This is a genomic window from Terriglobales bacterium, assembly GCA_035454605.1.
GTDB lineage: Bacteria > Acidobacteriota > Terriglobia > Terriglobales > Acidobacteriaceae > DATMAB01.
The window spans coordinates 1-20,178 of the sequence record DATIGQ010000135.1 but is presented as its reverse complement, the minus strand read 5'-3'; the positions used below and the strand labels follow the sequence as shown (position 1 = coordinate 20,178).

Genomic DNA, 20,178 nt, shown 5'->3' with positions numbered 1-20,178 from the left:
GCAACCGCGAGTTGCCTGCGCGTTTAGCCTAGGGTCTGGGTCCTGCGTCCAGCCACTAACCACTAGCCACTGCTTTTACCCCGCGCCAGCACCAGCGTGATGTCGTCCGGCTGCTCGGTCCCGGCGATCCAGTCGTTCACCGCTCCCACCACTGCGTCCGTGATCTGCGGCAGCGGCAGGTGGCGGTTCTCTTGCACCAGCTCGATCAGGCGGGTCTCGCCGAACTCCCCGAACTCGTTCTCCGGTTCGGTGATGCCGTCGCTGAAAGCCAGAAAGATGTCTCCTGGACGCAGCTCCACCGAACCCTCCTCGAAGGTGAGCTCGTCGAACATTCCCAGCACCGTGCCGCCTTCCCTGAGCCGCTCCACTTCACCGTTCGCGCGCAGCACGATAGGCGGCAGGTGTCCCGCGTTCGAATACTGCAGCTTACGTGCCCGCCCGTCATAAGAGCCGAGGAACAACGTGGCGTACTTCTCCGGCGTCGTGCTGCGGTACAGGTGATGATTGAGGATTTCGAGCAGATATCCGGGCGACACCGCTCCGTTCGCCGAAGCCACCGCCAGGGAAGCGCCGGAGGCGCTCATTTCATGCCGCTCAGCGCCTGGACCGGTTGTCGCCGCGACTCTCTCCGGTACGCCGCTGATCTGGAACGCCCGCACCGCAGAATGCAGCGTCGCCATCAGCAGCGCCGCCGAGATCCCCTTGCCGCTGATGTCGCCCAACGCGATCCCCAGCCGGTCGCTGCCTGAAACCAGGAAGTCGTAGTAGTCTCCGCTCACGATCCTGGCCGGCCGGCAGATACCGTGCACTTCCAGTCCTTCCTGCGCCGGAAACTCGCGCGGGAACAGTTGGTTCTGCACCTCCTGCGCGATGGCCAGCTCGCTCTGCAAGCGGTTCTTCTCTTTTTCCTCCACCAGCAGCCGCTGGAGGGACGTGCTCATGGAGTTGAACGATGACTCCAGTTCCGCCAACTGGTCTTTCTGGCGCACTGCGATGCGGTAGCTCAAATCGCCACGGTTGATGTGTTGCGTGGCTTGGTAGAGCGCATGCACCGAGCCCGTAACCGTGCGTGTCAGGCCGATAGCCACTGCGACCGCCACCAGTGCGATGATCGCCAGGAACACCGCCAGCGCCGCCAGCGCCACGGCCCACGCTCCCGCCCACGCCCCGAATGTCCCGAACAGCCGCGCGTAAAGCGCCGACGGACGCGTGCGCACTGCAAACAGGCTGGCGGTTTCTTCGCCCGTCTTCCAGTCCGCGAAAAGGAAGAGGGCGCCGAAGGTCACCGGCCGGTCCAGCCAGCGCGTGCGTGGCGGCAGACGTCCGCCCTCCACGCTCAGGCTGGAGCGGGCCGGCGCCGGTTGCGACGACTGCCGTCGCACGCGCACGCCGCGCTGCTCCGTCCCCTCGCGCTGGCCCTCCAGTTGCACCATTGGGCGCTCGCCCGCTTCCGTCGGTTCAAAATCCGCGCCCACGTTGAAGTCGCCGCCCGTGATGTAAAACGTCGTCCGGCCCAGCCCCGCCGCGATGCGGTCCACCACCTCCTTGTCCAAGGGCATGCTGGTGATGACCGTCATCGTCTCGTTGCCGACCCGCTCCGAGGTTGTGGCCCGCAGGTAGAGTCCGGATTCATCCAGCGCCACGCCGCTGAAGTTCTCTTTGAGCCACCCGGGAACGGCCAGCGGCTGAGCCCCGGGTTCTCCCTGCAGCAGGAAGGGCCGCCCGCGATACCAGGCCACCACTTGCGTCTTCGACGACACCGGCAGGCTGGTTTCCAGCTCACGGGTCTCGGTGACCGAAGCGCTCGTCCCCCGCCCGCGTCGCAGGCTGCCCGCCAGCGCCGACGCCCGGCTCGCGTTGGCCGATTGCAATGCCTTCACTTCGGCCTGCAAGTCCGACGTCACCAGGAAGGTCGCGAACTGTCCCGCGAAGATGTAGAACGAGATCAGCGCCATCGCGACCAGCAGCACCGCCGGCACTACGCCTACGAAGAAGTAGGTTACGATCAGCCGGTTGCGCAGCCGCCACAGCAGCACCCCCCGCATCCAGCGAACCAGCAGGATGCTGTACATACCGACCAGCAGCACGTTGAAGAAGGTGATCCACTCGGGAAGGTCTCCGCCCGCTTCCGGACCGGGCTTGGCCAGCACCCAGATTCCGTGCAGCACCACCAGAACCAGGTTCACCGCCAGCAGGTAGAGCGCAAGCTGGCCCAGCAGGCTGGTGGGAACCACCAACGCAAACTTTCGCCGCAGGAATCGGTAAAGTCTCATGGCGCGAGCGGGGTGCGCGATCCTTGATTATATGCGCCGCGTTGGGAACGCATTTCGGAAAGCGGAAAGCACAGAGCGGAAAGCGATCCGCAGCCGCTAGATCTCCGGATAGAAATCGAAGAACGCCTCCACGCTGGCTCGCAACTGCTTTTCGATGTCTTCCTTGCTGCCTTCCAGCACATGCATGGTCACGTGCGCCTGGTGCCCGCCTTTCAGCCTCACCGGCGCCTCTCCCACTTCCACGATCTCGTCCGACGGCAGCAGTCGCATTCCGTACACCAGGGTCAGGTTGGCCATACCCGCATTCTAGCCAAAAGGCGATCGCCGGGAGCGAAGGGTCTGCTCTAAGTTAGAATGCATTCGTGCGTCCCCTTTGGTTGCTTGCCATCGTCTTCGCTTCTGCTGTTGGGCTCGCTCAGGAACCTGCTGCCAAGCCCGAAGTGCGCGTCACCTATCTCAACGTCTGCGCCCCCTCGCCCGAGGAGAAGCAGGCTTTGGCCGCCGCCCTCGGCAGCATTCCCCAGCGTGTCCGTTTCGCCGCCGACTTCGAGGTCGCCCGCGGCCGCTCCACCATGCCCGATGCGCCCGTCTCCAGCTGGGTGCGCATCCGCCGCGAGCTGACCGAAGGCATGCTCTCCAGCGTGCAGTACTCCATCAGCGTGGACGAGAACAGCATCGCGGAAACCCTGGTGTTTCGCGTGCGCGACCCCAAGGACGTGCTCATGCTCTCCATCCAGGATACGGTCAGCGCCGGCGCCGACATCGCTTCCGTGCTGGCTCTGAACACGCCGGCCAATCACGTCAAGATCGAGCGCTACGGGAAAAGTTCGGTGGCGCTGGCGCGCTGCCCCAAGGCCGACCAGTCCGCCCTCGAGCCCCTGTTCCGCCAGGCCTCGGACATCATGGCGCGCTACCGCGTCATGCTGCGGGTGCGCTCCACCGTTCCGGGCGACCTCGCTCGCCTGGGCGTGGGCGCCAGGAAGGCCGCGCCCGCGAAAAGCGCTGCTCCTCCGCCCAAGTCCAACAACCCCTAGGTGCTACACTCTCGCCTGAATCGATTTCGTCGCTCGTCAATCTAACAATGCGGAAGTGCATAGCGGATAGCGCATAGCGGAAAGCGAACTTTTCATGCCCGATCCTCGCAACGTCGTCGTCCTCGGCTCCGGATGTTCCGGACACACCGCCGCGCTCTACGCGGCGCGCGCCAATCTGAAGCCGCTGGTCATCGAGGGCCACGAGCCCGGCGGCCAGCTCTCGCTCACCACCCTGGTGGAGAACTTTCCCGGCTTCCCCGAAGGCATCCAGGGCCCGGAGTTGATCGAGAACATGAAGAAGCAGGCCTCGCGTTTCGGCGCCGAGTACCGCTCCGGCCACTTGGTGAGCGCCGACCTCAGCCAGCGTCCCTTCAAGCTCAACCTCGGCAAGGAAACCCTCGAGACCAAGACCCTCATCATCGCCAGCGGCGCCTCGGCGCGCTGGCTCGGCCTGCCCCACGAGCAGGCGCTCATCGGGCATGGTGTTTCTTCCTGCGCCACCTGCGACGGGTTCTTCTTCTCCGGCAAGCCGGTGGTCGTGGTCGGCGGCGGCGACTCCGCCATGGAAGAAGCCTTGTTCCTCACCCGCTTCGCCACCGAAGTCGCCATCGTCCATCGCCGCGACGAGTTTCGCGCCTCCAAGATCATGCTCGACCGCGCCCGCGCCAACTCCAAGATCAAGTTTGTCACGCCGGCCGTGGTCGAAGACGTCTACGACGTCGACAAGAAGGAAGTCACCGCCGTCAAGCTGCGTAATCCCAAGACCAACCAGGCCTGGGACCACCCCACCAGCGCCCTGTTCCTGGGCATCGGCCACATTCCCAACGCCAAGATGTTCGAGGGCCAGCTCGACATGGATTCCGAGGGCTACCTCGTCACCCGCAACTTCGTCTCCACCCGCGTCCCCGGCGTCTACGCCTCCGGCGACGTGGCCGACCGCCGCTATCGCCAGGCCATCACCGCCGCCGGTACCGGCTGCATGGCCGCGATGGAAGCCGAGAGGTTCCTCGAAGAACAGGGCCACTGACCCTGCCCTTCGCAACACGATCCGGATTTTCCTGTCCTCGCGACTCGGCACTCGGCACTCGCAACTCGCTACTCGTTGTGTTACAAACGACGGTCCGCATGTCGCCGGGCCGCACGCCACTTCATCGCTCGGGTGCCGCTTGTTAAGGGCGCTGTTCCTCCGTCTTTCTGAGAGCCGCTCGCTGCGCGCTTTTGCCGAGCGTTCGGCCGCGGGCCGTCGCGTCTCCCGCCGCTTCGTCGCCGGCGAGACGGTGGAAGAAGTTCTCGCCGCCACCCGCGACGTCAACGCCACCGCCATGTCGGTCTCCATCGACAACCTGGGCGAGAACGTCACCAACGCCGACGAAGCCCGCCACAGCGCCGCGCTCTACCACCAGCTCCTCGACCAGATCGCCGCCCGCACGCTCGACGCCAACGTCAGCCTAAAGCTCACCCACATGGGCCTGGACGTGGACGAATCTCTCGCCCACGAGCTGGTCTCTGACCTGGTCCTTCACGCCGCGCGCCAGCGCAGCTTCGTGCGCGTGGATATGGAAGGCTCGCCCTACACCCAGCGCACGCTCGACTTCGTCCGCCAGGTGCACCGCCGCCCGGAGAACGCCGGCATCATCGGCGCCGTCATCCAGTCGTATCTCTTCCGCTCGCAGAAAGACGTCGAGGACCTCTGCGCCGAGCGTGTCCGCATCCGCCTGTGCAAGGGCGCGTACAAGGAATCGGCGGAGATTGCCTGGCAGAAGAAGTCAGAGGTCGATGCCAACTTCGTCGCGCTCATGAAACTCATGCTCAAGAGCGGCGTATATCACGGCATCGCCACCCACGACCCGAAGATGATCGAGGCCACCATCGCCTTTGCCCGCGCGGAAAAGATTCCGCCCGAAGCCTTCGAGTTCCAGATGCTCTACGGCATCCGCCGCGACCTGCAGAAAGACCTGGTGCGCCAGGGCTGGCGCATGCGCGTTTACATCCCTTTCGGCACCGAGTGGTATCCCTATTTCATGCGCAGGCTGGCCGAGCGTCCCGCCAACGTCTTCTTCATCCTCAAGAATCTTTTCCGCTAGAAGCTTTCACCGCAGCGAGCGCAGGGATCGCAGAGAAAAGGTGGAGAAAGCCTCGCTGTAGACGGGGTACCAGGTACTGGGTACTGGGAACTTCCCTACACTCCGCCGTCGACCTGCAGTCCCCAGGCTTTCAGCAGGTTTGAGGGCACATACTTGTGGTCTTTGTTCTTGCGCACCCACTCGCGCAGCACGATCGAGCCTTCGTACTCTTCGGGCGAGAGCCCCAGCGTGGCCACGATCTGTTCGAACGAGCTTTGTCCCGGCGGCGGCGTCGCCATGGCCTGGGGCCGAGTCCAGTTCGGGTTGCCGCGTCGCGCAGCCAGGGAAGCCTTCCGTTCTGCCGGCCTCATGACTTGGGAGAAAGGCCAGCCAAACCATTCTAATCCTCTAGCGGAAGAAGACAAGCTCTCAGCTTGCCGCGTTTGACTTGAAACTGGAAACTCGAAACTGCTTCTCTCCCCATTGGACCGCTTCACGGAACCCCGTTCGCACAGTTATCGTAGAACGACTTGTGTCCTCTCAGAAGGAGGGTGGGGTGGATATTCCAAGGCGCCAACTGCTTCGCACACTGTCCTTCGCTTGCGGGTCGGGCTTCCTCTTGGGTGGCAACCAACTCGCCCGAGCCGCTCAGACCGCTGCACAACCAACGGTTTCATCTTCCCCGGAGCAGGCCGCTGCCGGCCCCGGGCCCGCGAAAGGAGCGGAAATGGAAAAAGTCGTGGGAATCGGAGGGCTGTTCTTCCGGGCACACGATCCCAAAGCTTTGGCGCTCTGGTATGAGCAGCACCTGGGCATCAACCCCTCACCCACCACCCCCGAAAGCCCGGTGTGGAGGCAGGAAGCAGGGGTCACCGTGTTCTCTCCTTTCCCGGAGAAGACCGATTATTTCGGCGACGCCAACAAGGCCTGGATGGTGAACTTCCGCGTCCGCGACCTCGACAAGATGGTTGCCCAACTGCGGGCCGCAGGCATTGAGGTCAAGGACCCCGAAAACTATCCCGGGATTGGCCGTTTCGCCCGCCTGCATGACCCGGAGGGAAATCCCATCGAGTTGTGGCAACCGGAGGAATGAAGGACGGTTTCTGGATTGCGGCCGACCCGGAAGGCTGAACTCGAGCGCGGGAGTTACTTGATCTCGTCGGGGCCGGGCAAGCGGATGGACCCGTGGTGCTTGGCTTCCTGGATGTGGTCCCAGACGAACTTGTCGGCCAGCCAGAGGGCCTGGCGGCCGGCCAGCGACGGATTCTGCACCGCCGAGCGATGCCCGATGGCGAACCTCTCGCCGCATTTCTCGCACAGCACCGTGGTCATGGTGACCGTATCCGGCGCGTTCACCGTATTCTTGCGCAGGCGTTTGGCCGTCCCGTTGGGCAGGGCGGCCTCGGCCGGGAATCCGTCGCCTAACATCGGGCTCTCCGCGGCGCCCATAGGGCCGCCCGCATCATTCTGGCGCCGGCTTGCAATCGTTTTGGCATGGAGACTTCACCTCCCGATCTCACTCGAATGAAAAACGGATTCTCCGCCCCCCGTTCTCGCGTGAATCCGGTTCAGGCGGCCACTACCGCCAACTGGTGCAGCGTGGAGTGGATCAACGTGCCCGGATACACCTTGGGTGCGCCGTCCAGGTATTTCTCCAGGCTCTTGATCACGCCCGGGTAAACCGTCTTGTCGTAGGCTTCGGCCTGTTCCTTGCTGTCCCACAGGCTGACCGCGGTCACGTGCGTGCCACCCTCGTTGACCAGCGCGATCTCATCACGGAAGCCGGCCTGCTTGCGCAGCATGGGCACGATTTCCTTTTCGAAGGCTTGCGTGAAGTCTTTCAGGGTGTTCGGTTTCAGGCGGATAGAGACGTTGCGTGCGAACATTCAACCTCCTTAAGATTGGGTGGCTAAGGGGAGAAAACTTCAGATGGGCTGACTTAGTTCAGAAGATCTGAAAGAGGAGAGTAAGTGCTGCCTCAACTCTCACCCTACGCGGTATCCGAGTGCTTGTCAAACGTCGCCCTCCGGCGTGGTTTCGGAAAACTGAGAACTGCCCTCACGCTGATGGGCCGCTGATCCATCACCGTTGCAGCCCCGCAGGGGCGACATAATCGGTAGCCCAGGGCGTAAGCCCTGGGTACGCGCTGCGATCTCTGCGTTGAAAGGGCCTTCAATCCTGCGGCGCTGGTGCCGGCGGCTCGCCCGGCGGCGGTGGCTCAATCTCGCTCATCGTCCGCAGCATTTCTCGCTCTTCCTCGGTGAAGTTCTGGCGGAAGTGCTCGGAGTCGAGCGCCTGGGCGCGCTCCTCCGCAGGCAGGTCGCGCAGCGAGGCGAAGGCCCGGCGCAGCGCCTGGCGGCGCTCTTCGGGAAGCTGGCGCATGCGGAAGTGCAGTTCGCGGGCGCGGCGGCGCTGCTCCGGCGTCATGTGCTCGAAGCGCTCCATGTTCTGGAGGATGCGCTGCTGCTGCTCGGGCGGCAGGCTGCGGAACTTTTCCAGGCGGCGGCGCAAACGCTCCTGGCGCTCCGGCGGCAGCTTCTGGAATTGCGGGTCGGCGGCCAGGGCCTTGTCCTGCTCGGCCGGCGGCAGGTCCTTGTAGCGGCGCAGCCAGTCGCCGGCATGATGTCCCGGCCCACGCCGTGACCAGTCGCCGCCGCGCTTGCCCTTCTTCCATTCCCGGCCGCGCTCGTAGCTCCGGTCGTTGTCTTTATCTTCCTTCTTGTCGTCGTTCTTGTCTTGGGCGCGTGCGGGCGCGCTCGCGTCCGTGTCCTGGGCCCAGGCGGGCGCTGCCAGCACGGCCGTCAACATCATCACCAAAATGATCTGCAACCGCTTCAACCGCTGCTCCTCACTATTCCGCTTTCATTGGTTGACTGACTCAATGATTCACTGGCTCATTCTAGTTCGACGTCGGCTGCGTATTCTGGGCATCCATCTCATCCAGCCAGTCGAAATTCGCGTACAGGTCCTGGTTGCGGTCCAGATCCTGCAAATCGCTCACCGCTGTACCGGGCTGGGCGCTCACCACTACGGCCGCCACCGAGGGCGGCGGCTGCGTCTGCACCAGTTGTTCCGGAGGCGCGCCTTCGCGGAACAGGGCCACCGCCGCCACCAGCAGGCCGGCGAAGACGGCGGCGAGCGCGGGCTTGCGCAACCATTCCAGCCACGCCGGCGCGGCCTTTGCGGATTCCTCGCGCACGCGCGCCTTCAGCCGCTGATCGAAATACGGAGAAGGCTGGGGCGCCTGCCACTCGTCGAGCAGGTTCATGGTCTGGCGCAGGGAAGCCAGCTCGCGCGCGCACTTCTCGCACGCCTCGAGATGCGCCTGCGCCTCTGCCGACACCGTGGCGCGCCCCGCGGCCAGTTCCAGCAACTCGTCCCGCAACTGTCCGCACTTCATAGGAACTCCTTCAAACTCTCGCGCAGCGACTCATAGGCGCGGAACAGCAGGCTCTTGGTCGCCGACTCGCTCAGCTTCAGCACTTCGCCGATCTCGCGGTAGTCCATGCCTTGGTACTTGTGCATCAGCACCGCGAGGCGCTGCCGCTCGGGCAAGGCTTCCACGCGCTGGCGGATGGCCTCGCGCCGCTCCCGCGCCAGCAGCAGTTGCTCGGCGGTAGGTGCGGCGTCGGCGACGTCGAGCGGCGCCGATCCTTCCGGCGGCGGCTCGTCCAGGCTGGTGGTCGCCTGCGCGCGCTTGCTGCGCATGTCGCGCGCGTGGTTCACCGCCAGGTTGGTGGCGATGCGGTAGAGCCAGGTGGTGAAGCGCGCCTCCGCCCGGTAACTCTTGCGCGAGCGATACACGCGCAGGAACGCTTCCTGCGCCAGCTCTTCCGCGATGGCCTGGCTGCGCACCATGCGATACATGAAGCCGATGAGCGGACGGCGGAACTTCTCCACCAGGTAGTCGAAGGCGGCGTCGTCGCCGGCGGCCACGCGCAGCATGACCTGGGCGTCGGACAGCAGGTCGAGCGGGCCTCCCAGGAATCCGTCGCCCGCTTCTTCCTGCCGCGCCGCGGCGCCCATCGCCTGCCGCTGGAGCGCAACGCTGCTCACACCGCTACTAACCCGCTTGCCGTCAAAAAGTTGCGGCGTCTCCCCGGGGCCGGATTCGGGCTCCTTCGCCATCGCTGCTGGATTGGATTCTACAACCCGGGCGGAGGAACCGGACGTGAAGCCGGATTGGCAGGAGCGAAGAGCAGAGCCGCGGAAGAAAGCCGGATGTGGAAAATGGTGGGCGCTGTAGGATTCGAACCTACGACTTCCACCGTGTGAAGATGGCACTCTACCGCTGAGTTAAGCGCCCACTGCGAGAGAGGTATTTTAGCAGAAGGGCCGGCGGGAGCCGGCCCGGTTGAGTTTCTGGAAACGACGGTCAGGCGGCCTTGCCGACAGTGGCAGGGACGACGCCAAGCTGGCGCATGAGGCCGAGAGCGTCGAAGATCTCGAAGTCCTCGACCAGTTTGCCCTGCGCGAAGCGGCTGATCACCACTCCCGTGAGCGTGACCGGCTTGTTGGTGGGCGCGATGCCCAGGAGCTCGCCGCGATGAGTGCCGCGGGCTGTCCAGCGGGTGACCAGGCGATCCCCTTCGGCGATCTGATCCACGATGGTGCAGGCGACATCCGGAAACGCGGTGCGAAAACTGGTGAGCAGCTGCTTGCAGCCTTCTGGCCCCTTGCTTTCCCCGAGCGTGGGCTCACGGTAGATGTAGTCCTTGGAAACGACTTCGTCGATGACGCGGAAGTCTCCTTTGTTGAGAGCTTCCTCGATGAACCGCCGAGCCAGCTTCTTGTTGGCTTCTGACATGGGTTTTTCTCCTCCAGTCTGCATGTTCGGTAGGTTTCCCGGTAGATGAAGACGATGTGCGAGCAGTGAAACTGAGGCAAACACAATTATGAGCGCGTGAATGGGCAGGGTCAAGGCGATGCGCCGATCTCTAGAGATAGGTACGCTCGGCAGCGCGGAGGGCGCGGTAGCGTTCGAAGGACTTGCGCGAGTCTTCGAGGCCGAGCAGGGAGCGCAGAGAAGAGCCGCGGAACGTGTGGGCGAGCATGCGCGGGCCGTGGGTGAGGCCGAACCAAGGATTCTGCCGGAAAACAGAGGGCAGGTGGCGCACTTTCATCCAACGTTCGGCGCGCCAGCGGCGGTACTCGACTTCGTGGGCGGGAAGATGGCGGGTGCGCACGACGGCGGTGGTGCCGTCGTAGTCTTCGAGCCGATTGTTGATGATCAGGCCGGCGGCGAGGAAGTCCTTGGTCATGGGAGTGCGGGGATAGGGCGTGGGGTGCTGGATGTAGGGCCAGTCGACGTGGCGGCGGGCGAAGTCGAGGTTGGCGTCGACGGATTCGGCGGTGTCCTCGGGGTTGCCCACGATGAGCCCTCCGACCACGTACATGCGGTGGCGATGCAGACAATCGATGGCGCGCAGGGTGGCGTTGCCGGTGTTGCGTCCGTTCTCGCGCAGGGCGTTCTTGGAACCGGCGCGCAGGAAGGCAAGGTCGGAGGCCAGGATGTTCTCGATGCCGAGAAAGACGTAGCGAAAGCCGGCGCGACGCATGAGCGGAGCGAGCGCGTCACCGTGCGCGGCGATGGCCGACGTCATGGCCTGCACGATGTAGTGCAGGCGGTTGAGGCCGGAGTCAATGATCGCCCGACACAGGGCTTCGAAGCGGCGGACGTTGAGGGTGATGTTGTCGTCGACGAGAAAAATGACGCGGGCGCCGTGGGCGCGGGCGTCCGAGATATCAGCCAGGACGCGATCGAAGGAGTAGGTGTGGAAGTTGCGGCCGCGCATCTCGATGATGGAGCAGAACGAGCAGTCGAAAGTGCAGCCACGCGAGGTTTCGACTACGTCCACCGGCCGGCCGAGCATGGTGTAGCCCCTGAGCACGCGGGCGGCGCGGTTGGGCAGGCGGATGGCGCCGCTTTCGAGATCGTGCGCGGGGCGCGGCGGATTCTGACGCCATTCGGAGCCGAAACGCGATGTGAGGCCGGGGATTTCGGTCAGGCCATCGCGGCTTTCGGCGGGTTTTTCGAGCGCGCGCAACAGTTCGCAGAAAGTGAGTTCGCCTTCGCCGCGGACGATGAAATCGGCGAGGCCGCTTTCGACGTAGGCCTCGGGCGCGAGGCTGGAGTCGTAGCCGCCGACCACGATGCGCGCTTCGGGACGCAGCGCACGGACCAGTTCCATGATGCGGAATGCCGTCCGGCGCTGGAAGGTCATGACGGAGAGGCCGACGACGTCGGGCTGAAGCTCGCGGACAAGGCGCTCCACGGTCGCGCGGACGGTCTTCTGCGCCAGGATGAGGTCGGCGACGACGACCTGGTGGCGCGGGTCCAGGTTGCCGGCGAGCGAAGTGAGCGCGCCGTTGGGCATGCGGATGACGAGCGCAGGCATGTGCTCGAAGGAGTCCGGCATGGATAGGAGGAGGACTCTCACCGATGGCCTCCACGGGACCGCGTGGGCTTGATGTTGGCATGGATGAGGGAAGGAAGGGAAGGGATGTATGGGGATTGAATCAGTCGGTCATTGAATCATTGAACGGTAGGTCCGACCCTGTCGCTCCAACGCGTGAGCGACAAGGGTGGGGCCACCACGGTCCTTCCACGAAGGACAAACCCAAGATCCCTCGACTCGTCCGCGACCGCGCCAAACTGCGGCGCGGCTGAACTGCATTTCGCGGCGCTCGCTCAGGATGACAATCTCCTACAGGTAGTAGAGACAAAGACCGCATAGACGTAGCGGAGGACCGCCAGCCTTGTTCCCGCCCTTCGCGGCGGCTTACACTCGGCGCTTCGAGGAGACATGGCGGACGACACATCCATGGGCGGGGGGAGCGCGCGGTTTCCGCAGACGCGGTGGTCGGCGATCGAGGCTGCGCGGAGTGACGATCCGGCGGAGCGGCAGCGGGCGCTCGAGACCCTGATCGCGGCCTACTGGAAGCCGGTGTACAAGTACGTCCGGGTGCAGTGGAACAGGTCCAACGAAGACGCCAAGGACCTGACGCAGGAGTTCTTCGCGCGGCTGATCGAGAAGGATTTCCTCGAGAGCTACGATCCGGCAAAAGCGCGGCTGCGGACGTTCCTGCGGGTGTGCGTGGACGGAGTGGTGCAGAACGCGGACCGGGCAGCGCGACGGCTGAAGCGCGGTGGTGATGCAGTAATGCTGTCGCTGGATTTCGAAACGGCGGAACACGAACTGGGGCGCTCAGCGCCGGCTCCGGCGGAAGACTTTTTCGAGCGGGAATGGGTGCGCAGCCTGTTTGAACTGGCCATTGAAGGGTTAAAGAAGGAGTGTGAGGCGCGGGGCAAGATGGTCCATTTCCAGCTTTTCGAGCGCTATGACATGGACGATGCGGGCGAGCGGCGTCCGACGTACGAGCAACTGGCACGGGAGACGGGCCTGGCGACCACCGACGTGACCAACTACCTGGCGTGGGCGCGGCGGGAGTTCCGGAGGATCGTGCTCGAAAAGCTGCGGGAGATGACGGCGACGGAAGACGAGTTCCGGCGCGAGGCGCGGGCGCTGCTGGGCGTGGAGGGCTCGTGAGCTGGCTTTCCGACCGGGCGCTCGAACGGCTGCGCGCCGCCGCCGACGAGCCCGATCTTTCCGGGACGCGTTACCGGCTGGTGGAACGGCTGGGTGCGGGCGGCATGGGCACGGTGTACCTGGCGACGGATACCGCGCTGGACCGGAAAGTCGCGCTGAAGGTGCTGCGGCTGCCGGATTCGGCGGGCGACCTGGGAGCGCGTCTGCTGCGTGAAGCGAAGATCCTGGCGCGGCTGGATCATCCCGGCATGGTGCCGGTGCACGACGTGGGCACGCTGCCCGACGGGCGCGTGTTCTACACCATGAAATACGTCGAGGGGCCGCGGCTGGACCGCTGGGCGACAGCGAGCACTTCGGTGCCGGAGCGGCTGCGCATCTTCGAGCGCATCTGCGACGCAGCCGCGTTCGCGCATGACCGCGGGGTGGTGCATCGTGACCTGAAGCCGGAGAACGTGATGGTGGGCCCGTTCGGGGAAGTGCTGGTGATGGACTGGGGCGTGGCCAAAATCCTGCGCGAAGCGGCGGAGGCGGAAGCCGCCACGGTCGCGGAGGCACAGCCGGCCGCGCCGGCGCGACAGACGGCACACGGCATGGTGTTGGGCACGCCGGGCTACATGGCGCCGGAGCAGGCGCGGGGCGAGAGCGCGCAGGTGGATGCGCGCGCGGATGTGTTCGCGCTGGGCGCCATTCTGCGGTTCCTGCTGACCGGGCATGCCCCGCCGGAGGCGACCACGCTGGGAGTGGCGGGCGAAGCGGCGGGCGCGCGGGCGGCGTCGGGATCGCTGCCGCGGGCGCTGGCGGCGATCTGCGCCAAGGCCATGGCGGCGGAGCCGGCGGCGCGCTATCCCACCGCCAAGGAACTGGGAGCGGACGTGGCCCGCTACCGCGACGGCCTGCCGGTGGAGGCGCATCACGAGTCGCTGGTGGAACGGGCGGCGAGAGTGTTTGCCCGCCACAAGGTGGCCATCCTGCTGGTGGTGGCCTACCTGGTGATGCGAGTGGCGCTGATCGTGTGGACGCGGCGGTGAGACATTTGGTGATTTGGTGAGTCCCGTCATGGCTGTTTTTCGGACACCATTAAAGGATTGGACGTGAGAGGTGAATCAGGAGTAGTGAGCCAGTGAGGAGAGAGCGATGAACAAGGTACTGCTGGGAGTGATCGTGGGCGCCGTGCTGGGCGTGATCGACGGGCTGACGGCGTGGTTCACGCCGGAAGTGCGGGACCAGATGGTGGGGATCGTGATCGGCTCCACCATGAAGGGCGTGGTGGCCGGGGTGCTGATCGGGTTCTTTGCGCGTAAGGTGAACTCGCTCGCGCTGGGCATCCTGTTCGGAGGCGCGGTGGGCTTGCTGCTGGCGTACGCGGTGGCGGCCATGCCGGACCCGAGCGGGAAACATTATTACTTCGAGATCATGCTGCCAGGAACCATTGTCGGCCTGCTGGTGGGCTATGCGACGCAGAAGTACGGGCGTAGTCCAAGAGCGGCGTAGGGCCATCTGCGAGCTGCGAACTACGAACTGGTTAAAGAGACCCGTGGGCGCGGTTAAGAGAAGGACGAGCGGCCGATGAATGGGAGGCGAGCCATGCCGCGGCCGCTGCTGGGATTGCTGCTGGGCGGGGCGCTGGGGCTGATGGACGGGCTTTCGGGGTATCTGTACCCGGAGTTGGCGCCGATCATGACCACGGTGATCCTGTACTCGACGCTGAAGGGATTCGTGAGCGGGACGATCATCGGCCTGGTGGCGCGCAAGGTCAACTCACTGCCGTTGGGCATCGTGAGCGGCCTGACGGTAGGGGTGCTGTGCAGCTACGTGGTCACCATGACGGCCGATGCCAAGTTGTTCTGGGACATCATGCTGCCGGGTGCGCTGCTGGGATTGATTGTGGGATTCGCGACGCAGAGGTTCGGCGCACGGGAGGCGCAGGCGAAGTAAGCAGTCGGGGATTGAATCATTGAATCAGTCAATCATTGAATCAATGAACGCGTATCGGTTCGGGCTGGCATTCAGCACTCAGCATTCAGCAGTCAGCAAGACTGGGGAGTGACGATGTTCAAGAGGCGACAAGTCGGGTTCGCAATGGTGACGCTAGTTATGTGTTCGCTGGCTTTAGGTCGAGCGGCAGAAGCTCAGGCGCAAGCCTGGAAGCCGGAGCCGATGCCGCGGGAACAGGAGATCGCGCTGGCCCTGAGCGCGGGTCCGGCGCACTTTGCCGAGGAGGCCGGCGTCTACGTGCTGGAGAAGAGCGGGTACCTGAAGATCCGCGAGAGCAAGAACGGATTCCACTGCTTCGTGGGGCGTTCCGTGCCGGGGAGCCAGGAGCCGGAGTGCTACGACGCCGAAGGCAGCGAGACGCGGATGAAAGTCGAGCTGTTCGAAGGCGACCTGCGGATGCAAGGGAAGAGCCGCAAGGAGATCGAGCAGGCGGTGGCCGCGGGCTACGCCAGCGGGCGCTTCCGCGCGCCGCGGCGTCCGGGGATCGTGTACATGCTGTCGAAGGAGAACCGCCTGCCCATCGACGAAGAGGGCAAGACAGTGCTTCCGTATCGGCCGCACTTGATGTTCTATGCGCCCTATCTGAGCAACGCGGACATCGGCGCGAAGGCGGGGCCTGGAGCGCCGGCGTTCGTGTTGGACGAAGGGACGCCGGGAGCGCTGATCATCGTGCCGGTACCGGTGGAGGAGAGCGGGGCTTCTTCCCGGCAGGATGCCTCCAACGGCTCCGGTTCGGCCCAGGAAAAGTCCGAGTCGGGTGGGCGACTCATCCGGCTGACGCAGAGGATCGGAGAGTCGCAATCCAACTTCAAGGAGAAAGAAATCATGGCAGGAAAAGTGAAAGCGATCCCCGACGGATACCACAGCATCACGCCGTATCTGGTGGTGCGCGGGGCAGCCAAGGCAATCGATTACTACCAGCGCGCATTCGGGGCCAAAGAACGGTTCCGGATGCCGGGACCGGGCGGCTCGGTGGCGCATGCCGAGATCGACATCGGCGACTCGGTAGTGATGCTGAGCGACGAGAATCCGGAGCAGGGAGCCGTTTCACCGGAAGCGCTGAAAGGCTCGCCGGCGAGCGTGTTCCTATACGTGGAGGACGTGGACAAGACCTTTGCGCAGGCGGTGAAGGCGGGAGCCAAGGCGGTGATGCCGCCGGAAGACATGTTCTGGGGCGACCGCTTCGGCAAGCTGATCGATCCGTTCGGCCACAACTGGGCGCTGGCAACGCACAAAGAGGACGTCTCGCCGGAGGAGATGGAGAAACGGATGGCGCAGATGTTCAGTGCGGCTCCGAAGTAAAGGCCCGGGGGTTTTATGGAATTGCGTACCGCTTGGGACGACAGTTCCGCAGAAGCGGATGCGCTCGTCCCATAGGCGGCGCAAGTGGTTGGCAGCGAAGGGCGGAGCGTTCGGAGCCCAGATTGCATTAGAGAGAAGACAAAAAATAAGGGAGGCGCGGCCGCGGGCGAGAGTCCCTTCGCTCCGCCCGGGATTGCGGCGCGCGCCTCCAGTTGTATCCCTCGACAGGGCGCCGGCGGGCGCCCTGATTTTCTTGGTGGCGAGCAACCGGGTTGCGGGTTCGGTCCGTTTTTCGCTTCCCACGTACGCGCCCAAAAGGGCGGCGCGAACGCGGGGCACCGTCGGCCATGGGGATTCCTCGTCTGCCACGGCGGACTCGGAATGACAAGAGCATCAAGCAGATCCAGACAGGCAGTTCGGTCATCTTTTCGCAGAGGAGTTGCATCTCTAGGTAGGGGCTTGCGCTGAGGATGGGGTCGAGGGTAGTATCAGGCTTGTCCTCACGGTCAGCCGAGCGCGCCCGACGGCACTCCGCGCCACACGGCAGCAGCGCGCAGACGGACGAGAGAATCAACGAGCGACATCCAGACCGGAGCGAGAGTTCTCCGGACGGAAACAGGTGAGTTCCCCCGGCAATCAAGGGTTTCCGCGAACACAGCCTGCGTAACGCCACAGGGCGTAACGTATCGAGAAGACACCAGCCGGCGTGCACCAAGCCGCCGGCCCAACCGAGAACCAAGCAGAGAGTGTGATGCAACACGGACCGAATCAACCATCGCGTCCGGGGCGTCACCGGCGGCGTCGCCGGGGCGGGCGTCCGGGACAGGGCGGCCATCATCGCCCCGCAGCCTTCACCGGTCCCATGGACCACAGCTATCGCAACCCGCAGGGACAAGGCGGGAACCATCGCTTCCGCGGCGGCTACCAGCCGCAGCGCTTCCACCAGGAACCGGCGGTGGAGCCGTTGGCGATCCCTGCCGACGCGCCGACGCGCATCGTGGCGGCGATCGACGACCTGTTCTTCATCGCCAAGGTGCAGGAAACAGCGCGCAAGCTGAACGTGAAGGTGGACTTCGTCAAGAGCGACAAGGAACTGCTGGAACGGGTGCAGTCGAACGGGGCCGAGCCACCCTCACTGATCATCCTGGACCTGAACAGCACGGCGGCCAAGCCGCTTTCCACCATTCCCAAGCTGAAGTCGAAGCTGAAGGGAACGTCGGTGATCGGGTTCCTTTCGCACGTGCAGGGCGACCTGAAGCTGAAGGCGCAACAGGCGGGATGCGATGCGGTGATGCCGCGCTCGGCGTTCTCACAGAACCTGCCGCAATTGCTGCGGCGGCACGGCGCGCCGGAAGAGCAGAGCTTCGACTAGGCGACCTTCGTTTCCACCCTGTCGCTCCCACACCAGTCGCGACAAGGGTGGGGCTGCCCAGCCGGTGGGTGGCGTTTGCTCTTGTCAGGGTATAGGGATTCCTCGGAACGAAAACCCACGATCCTAGCCCGGTGGCCAGCGCAGGCTGCGGCCGCCGAGCAGATGCAGATGCAGGTGGAACACGGACTGGCCGGCGCGCGGTCCCACGTTGTAGACGGTGCGGTACCCTTCCTCGATCTGGCGCTGACGCGCGATCTGCGCGGCCACCAGCTCACAGCGACCCAGCAGCTCGGCGTCCTCGGGCTGCGCTTCCTTCAATCCGCGAAGATGTTTCTTGGGCACGATCAGCACGTGGGTGGGCGCCTGCGGGTTGATGTCCTCGAAGGCGAAGACGTGCTCGTCCTCATAGACCTTCCTGGAAGGGATTTGGCCGGCGATGATCTTGCAAAAGAGGCAATCGGGCATGCGGGAAGTATGAACTGCGAAACGCGAACTACGAACTGAAAAAATCGGATCGGTAAGGACGGACAGGTCGAAATCCAGACCCGTTCTCGCCGCTTACTTCAATCCAGGCGTACCAGGAAGGTTTGGCCCTGGGAGGGAGCCGTGTTGCGCGCGATCTGCTGGGCCTGCTTGCGGTCGTCGTCGGGGACGCGCACGCGGACCCACCACTTGCCTACCGGGCTGACAAAAGCCAGGACGCGCGAATCGGGATAGCGCCGAATGAGGTTGTTCTTGAGCTTGACGGCGCGGTCTTCATCGTCGAAGGCGCCGATCTGCACCGCCCAGCGGCCGCCCTTGAAGAGCGGGGAAGGCGTCTGGAGCACCTCGACTTTTACCGGCGCCACGCCGGCGCGGTAGACGTCCACTTCCTTGGCGGCGGCCATGGACAAGTCAATGATGCGGCGCTCGACAAAAGGCCCGCGGTCGGTGATGCGCACCAGAGTGGAGCGGCGGGTTTCGAGATTGGTGACCCGAACGATGGTCTTGAGGGGAAGGGTGCGGTGGGCGGCGGTCGGAGCATGCATGTCGTAAAGGGAACCATCGGCAGCGCGACGGTTGTGATAGGGACCGCCGTACCAACTGGCCAGGCCGGTCTCGATGTAGATGGGCTTGGCGTCCTTGGGAACGCTGATCTTTGCCGAGGAGGTCGAAGAGGGGGCGGGCGGCGGAGCGGAGGTGCGCGTGGTGCGCTTGGCGCCGCAGCCCGCGAGCACAACCGTGGCGGCGATGACCAGTGTTGCCGCCAGGCGGAGGCTCAGCGGCGGTTGCGGTCCATGTAGTCGGCCAACTCGATGAGCTTCTGCGCCGCCGTGCGCAGACCGCCGCTGGACTGGTTGCGGACCTTGGGCACCACTTCGTTGTTGAGATAGTTCACGATCTCGCCCAGTTCGCGGCCCACCTTGCGGCCCATTTCCTCCAGCGGGTCCGGTGGGGAGACAGGTTTCTGCGCATTCTCCACGGAGACACACCTCGATGAATAGCGGATGCCAGGCACAACGATTATCGCGTTGCCGGGGAGAAGGGTCAACGGTCGAGAACCAGAAGAAGCACTCAGCAGTCAGCAATCAGCATTCAGCCAAGAAGTTAGGAACCCAGGGAGGCGGCAAAGTCGCGCAGGCGGCGCAGGTACTCCTTGCCGGCGACGAAAAACAAGTCGTTGTGGCCGGCGCCTTCGACCCACCAGGACTGCTTCGGCGGGTTGGCGGCTTCGAACAGCAAGCGGCCATGCTCGGAGGGAATGGTGGTATCCGAGGTCCCGTGGAGGACGAACACCGGACAGCGCACCTGGCGAAGTTTGTCGCGGCTGCGGTAGCGATCGAAGGGGAAGATGGGCCAGCGCACCAGCATGCGACGTCCGGAGACGAACGTGCTTTCCAGAACGAGCCCGGCCACCGGTTTAAGAGAAGCGACGTGCACCGCCGAGGCTCCGCCGAGCGAGCGCCCGAGAAGCAAGACGCGCTCGGGCGGGACGCCGAGCTGCCGGGTGAGGTAGTCGTAGGCGTCCTCGCTATCGCTGTAGAACGTGGCTTCCGAGGGCCGGCCTTCACTGGTGCCGTAGCCACGATAGTCCCAAGCAAGCACGGCAAAGCCGGCGTCGTGGAGAGCGTGGAGAAAGAAGTCGTTGTGGCCGATGTCCTCGGCGTTACCGTGCGTGAAAAGCACCGTGAAGCGCGCTTCGGGATTGGCCAGGTAGATGGCGGAAAGGCGCGTGCCGTCGCGGGCGGGAATCTTCAGGATGTCGCCGTCATCGCGGTAGCTCGACGAGGGCGGGAAGTACACCAGGGTGTCGCCGAAGAACCACAGATAAGCGAGGACAACCCCGTAGACGACGGCGAGAGTCAGCAGGAACGAGGACATTCGGCGCCTGAGTGAGGTTGCCGACACGGCGGCTCCGGAGGCGCAGTATACGACGGGCCGGCGGCAAAGAGAATTCTACGGTTCGGGCGTGTGGACCGCGGCACCCTGCTCGGAAAGGCGCTGAATGTGGCGCAGCACGCGCAAGTGGATGCGGTGGATGGCGAAGTCCGACCACTGCCGCCAATAGGTCGCGGGCCAGATGCGGTGCCGGTACCAGGTGGTGCCCTC

The 20,178-nt window shown here is 64.6% G+C and carries 24 protein-coding genes and 1 tRNA gene; 10 read left to right on the top strand and 15 right to left on the bottom strand.

The window, feature by feature from the left end; all coding sequences use genetic code 11:
* Positions 1–62: 62 nt before the first annotated feature.
* A complete protein-coding gene (locus tag VLE48_09900; protein HSA93311.1) occupies positions 63–2,273 on the bottom strand; it encodes a SpoIIE family protein phosphatase in 2,211 nt (736 codons plus the stop codon).
* A 96-nt stretch (positions 2,274–2,369) separates the two neighbouring features.
* On the bottom strand, positions 2,370–2,570 hold the full coding sequence (locus tag VLE48_09895; GenBank protein ID HSA93310.1) for a hypothetical protein: 201 nt from the start codon (positions 2,568–2,570) through the stop codon (positions 2,370–2,372).
* A gap of 65 nt (positions 2,571–2,635) precedes the next feature.
* Between VLE48_09895 and VLE48_09890 the strand changes: the two genes are divergently transcribed.
* The 3 genes from VLE48_09890 to VLE48_09880 all read left to right on the top strand — a co-directional run bounded on the left by VLE48_09890 (position 2,636) and on the right by VLE48_09880 (position 5,391).
* Positions 2,636–3,307, top strand: coding sequence for a hypothetical protein (locus VLE48_09890; GenBank protein HSA93309.1), 672 nt, complete (start codon positions 2,636–2,638; stop codon positions 3,305–3,307).
* 94 nt (positions 3,308–3,401) lie between these two features.
* Positions 3,402–4,334, top strand: coding sequence for a thioredoxin-disulfide reductase (trxB, locus tag VLE48_09885; GenBank protein ID HSA93308.1), 933 nt, complete (start codon positions 3,402–3,404; stop codon positions 4,332–4,334).
* A gap of 139 nt (positions 4,335–4,473) precedes the next feature.
* Positions 4,474–5,391 carry a proline dehydrogenase family protein gene (locus VLE48_09880; GenBank protein ID HSA93307.1) on the top strand — a complete coding sequence of 306 codons (918 nt, stop codon included), beginning with the start codon at positions 4,474–4,476 and terminating at the stop codon, positions 5,389–5,391.
* 95 nt (positions 5,392–5,486) lie between these two features.
* Here the strand turns inward: VLE48_09880 and VLE48_09875 are convergent, their stop codons facing one another.
* On the bottom strand, positions 5,487–5,741 hold the full coding sequence (locus tag VLE48_09875) for a hypothetical protein (protein ID HSA93306.1): 255 nt from the start codon (positions 5,739–5,741) through the stop codon (positions 5,487–5,489).
* A gap of 356 nt (positions 5,742–6,097) precedes the next feature.
* Between VLE48_09875 and VLE48_09870 the strand changes: the two genes are divergently transcribed.
* On the top strand, positions 6,098–6,463 hold the full coding sequence (locus tag VLE48_09870) for a VOC family protein (protein HSA93305.1): 366 nt from the start codon (positions 6,098–6,100) through the stop codon (positions 6,461–6,463).
* Between the two features lie 53 nt (positions 6,464–6,516).
* Here the strand turns inward: VLE48_09870 and VLE48_09865 are convergent, their stop codons facing one another.
* The 8 genes from VLE48_09865 to VLE48_09830 all read right to left on the bottom strand — a co-directional run bounded on the left by VLE48_09865 (position 6,517) and on the right by VLE48_09830 (position 11,810).
* On the bottom strand, positions 6,517–6,798 hold the full coding sequence (locus VLE48_09865; protein ID HSA93304.1) for a hypothetical protein: 282 nt from the start codon (positions 6,796–6,798) through the stop codon (positions 6,517–6,519).
* Positions 6,799–6,938: 140 nt separating this feature from the next.
* On the bottom strand, positions 6,939–7,256 hold the full coding sequence (locus VLE48_09860; protein ID HSA93303.1) for an antibiotic biosynthesis monooxygenase: 318 nt from the start codon (positions 7,254–7,256) through the stop codon (positions 6,939–6,941).
* A 286-nt stretch (positions 7,257–7,542) separates the two neighbouring features.
* A complete protein-coding gene (locus VLE48_09855) occupies positions 7,543–8,208 on the bottom strand; it encodes a DUF3106 domain-containing protein (GenBank protein HSA93302.1) in 666 nt (221 codons plus the stop codon).
* 61 nt (positions 8,209–8,269) lie between these two features.
* Entirely contained in the window at positions 8,270–8,770 is a 501-nt protein-coding gene (locus tag VLE48_09850) for a hypothetical protein (GenBank protein HSA93301.1), read from the bottom strand.
* Positions 8,767–9,498, bottom strand: coding sequence for a sigma-70 family RNA polymerase sigma factor (locus VLE48_09845; GenBank protein HSA93300.1), 732 nt, complete (start codon positions 9,496–9,498; stop codon positions 8,767–8,769). The genes VLE48_09850 and VLE48_09845 overlap by 4 nt, the downstream gene beginning before the upstream one ends.
* A gap of 103 nt (positions 9,499–9,601) precedes the next feature.
* Positions 9,602–9,676, bottom strand: a tRNA-Val gene (locus VLE48_09840).
* Between the two features lie 69 nt (positions 9,677–9,745).
* Complete coding sequence (locus VLE48_09835; GenBank protein HSA93299.1) at positions 9,746–10,177, bottom strand: ester cyclase; 432 nt, start codon at positions 10,175–10,177, stop codon at positions 9,746–9,748.
* Positions 10,178–10,307: 130 nt separating this feature from the next.
* Positions 10,308–11,810 (bottom strand): radical SAM protein, encoded by a 1,503-nt coding sequence (locus VLE48_09830; protein HSA93298.1) that lies wholly within the window; start codon positions 11,808–11,810, stop codon positions 10,308–10,310.
* A 366-nt stretch (positions 11,811–12,176) separates the two neighbouring features.
* Here VLE48_09830 and VLE48_09825 point away from each other — a divergent pair, with 366 nt between their 5' ends.
* The 6 genes from VLE48_09825 (at position 12,177) to VLE48_09800 (ending at position 17,589) form a co-directional block, all read left to right on the top strand.
* Positions 12,177–12,920 carry a sigma-70 family RNA polymerase sigma factor gene (locus VLE48_09825; GenBank protein ID HSA93297.1) on the top strand — a complete coding sequence of 248 codons (744 nt, stop codon included), beginning with the start codon at positions 12,177–12,179 and terminating at the stop codon, positions 12,918–12,920.
* Positions 12,917–13,948: a serine/threonine-protein kinase gene (locus VLE48_09820; protein HSA93296.1), complete on the top strand. Its 1,032-nt coding sequence runs from the start codon at positions 12,917–12,919 to the stop codon at positions 13,946–13,948. The genes VLE48_09825 and VLE48_09820 overlap by 4 nt, the downstream gene beginning before the upstream one ends.
* A 106-nt stretch (positions 13,949–14,054) precedes the next feature.
* The gene (locus VLE48_09815; GenBank protein HSA93295.1) at positions 14,055–14,411 is read left to right on the top strand and encodes a hypothetical protein; all 357 of its coding nucleotides are present in this window, start codon (positions 14,055–14,057) and stop codon (positions 14,409–14,411) included.
* 93 nt (positions 14,412–14,504) lie between these two features.
* Positions 14,505–14,855: a hypothetical protein gene (locus VLE48_09810; GenBank protein HSA93294.1), complete on the top strand. Its 351-nt coding sequence runs from the start codon at positions 14,505–14,507 to the stop codon at positions 14,853–14,855.
* Positions 14,856–15,077: 222 nt separating this feature from the next.
* Positions 15,078–16,217, top strand: a complete 1,140-nt coding sequence (locus tag VLE48_09805) for a VOC family protein (GenBank protein HSA93293.1) — start codon at positions 15,078–15,080, stop codon at positions 16,215–16,217.
* Positions 16,218–16,968: 751 nt separating this feature from the next.
* Positions 16,969–17,589 (top strand): response regulator, encoded by a 621-nt coding sequence (locus VLE48_09800; protein HSA93292.1) that lies wholly within the window; start codon positions 16,969–16,971, stop codon positions 17,587–17,589.
* A gap of 123 nt (positions 17,590–17,712) precedes the next feature.
* On the opposite strand, the gene VLE48_09795 is transcribed toward VLE48_09800, so the two are convergent.
* The 4 genes from VLE48_09795 to VLE48_09780 all read right to left on the bottom strand — a co-directional run bounded on the left by VLE48_09795 (position 17,713) and on the right by VLE48_09780 (position 19,950).
* A complete protein-coding gene (locus VLE48_09795) occupies positions 17,713–18,054 on the bottom strand; it encodes a histidine triad nucleotide-binding protein (protein ID HSA93291.1) in 342 nt (113 codons plus the stop codon).
* 98 nt (positions 18,055–18,152) lie between these two features.
* Positions 18,153–18,806 carry a septal ring lytic transglycosylase RlpA family protein gene (locus VLE48_09790; GenBank protein ID HSA93290.1) on the bottom strand — a complete coding sequence of 218 codons (654 nt, stop codon included), beginning with the start codon at positions 18,804–18,806 and terminating at the stop codon, positions 18,153–18,155.
* A 41-nt stretch (positions 18,807–18,847) separates the two neighbouring features.
* The gene (locus tag VLE48_09785) at positions 18,848–19,051 is read right to left on the bottom strand and encodes a hypothetical protein (GenBank protein ID HSA93289.1); all 204 of its coding nucleotides are present in this window, start codon (positions 19,049–19,051) and stop codon (positions 18,848–18,850) included.
* A 125-nt stretch (positions 19,052–19,176) separates the two neighbouring features.
* Complete coding sequence (locus tag VLE48_09780; protein ID HSA93288.1) at positions 19,177–19,950, bottom strand: alpha/beta hydrolase; 774 nt, start codon at positions 19,948–19,950, stop codon at positions 19,177–19,179.
* Positions 19,951–20,178: the final 228 nt, after the last annotated feature.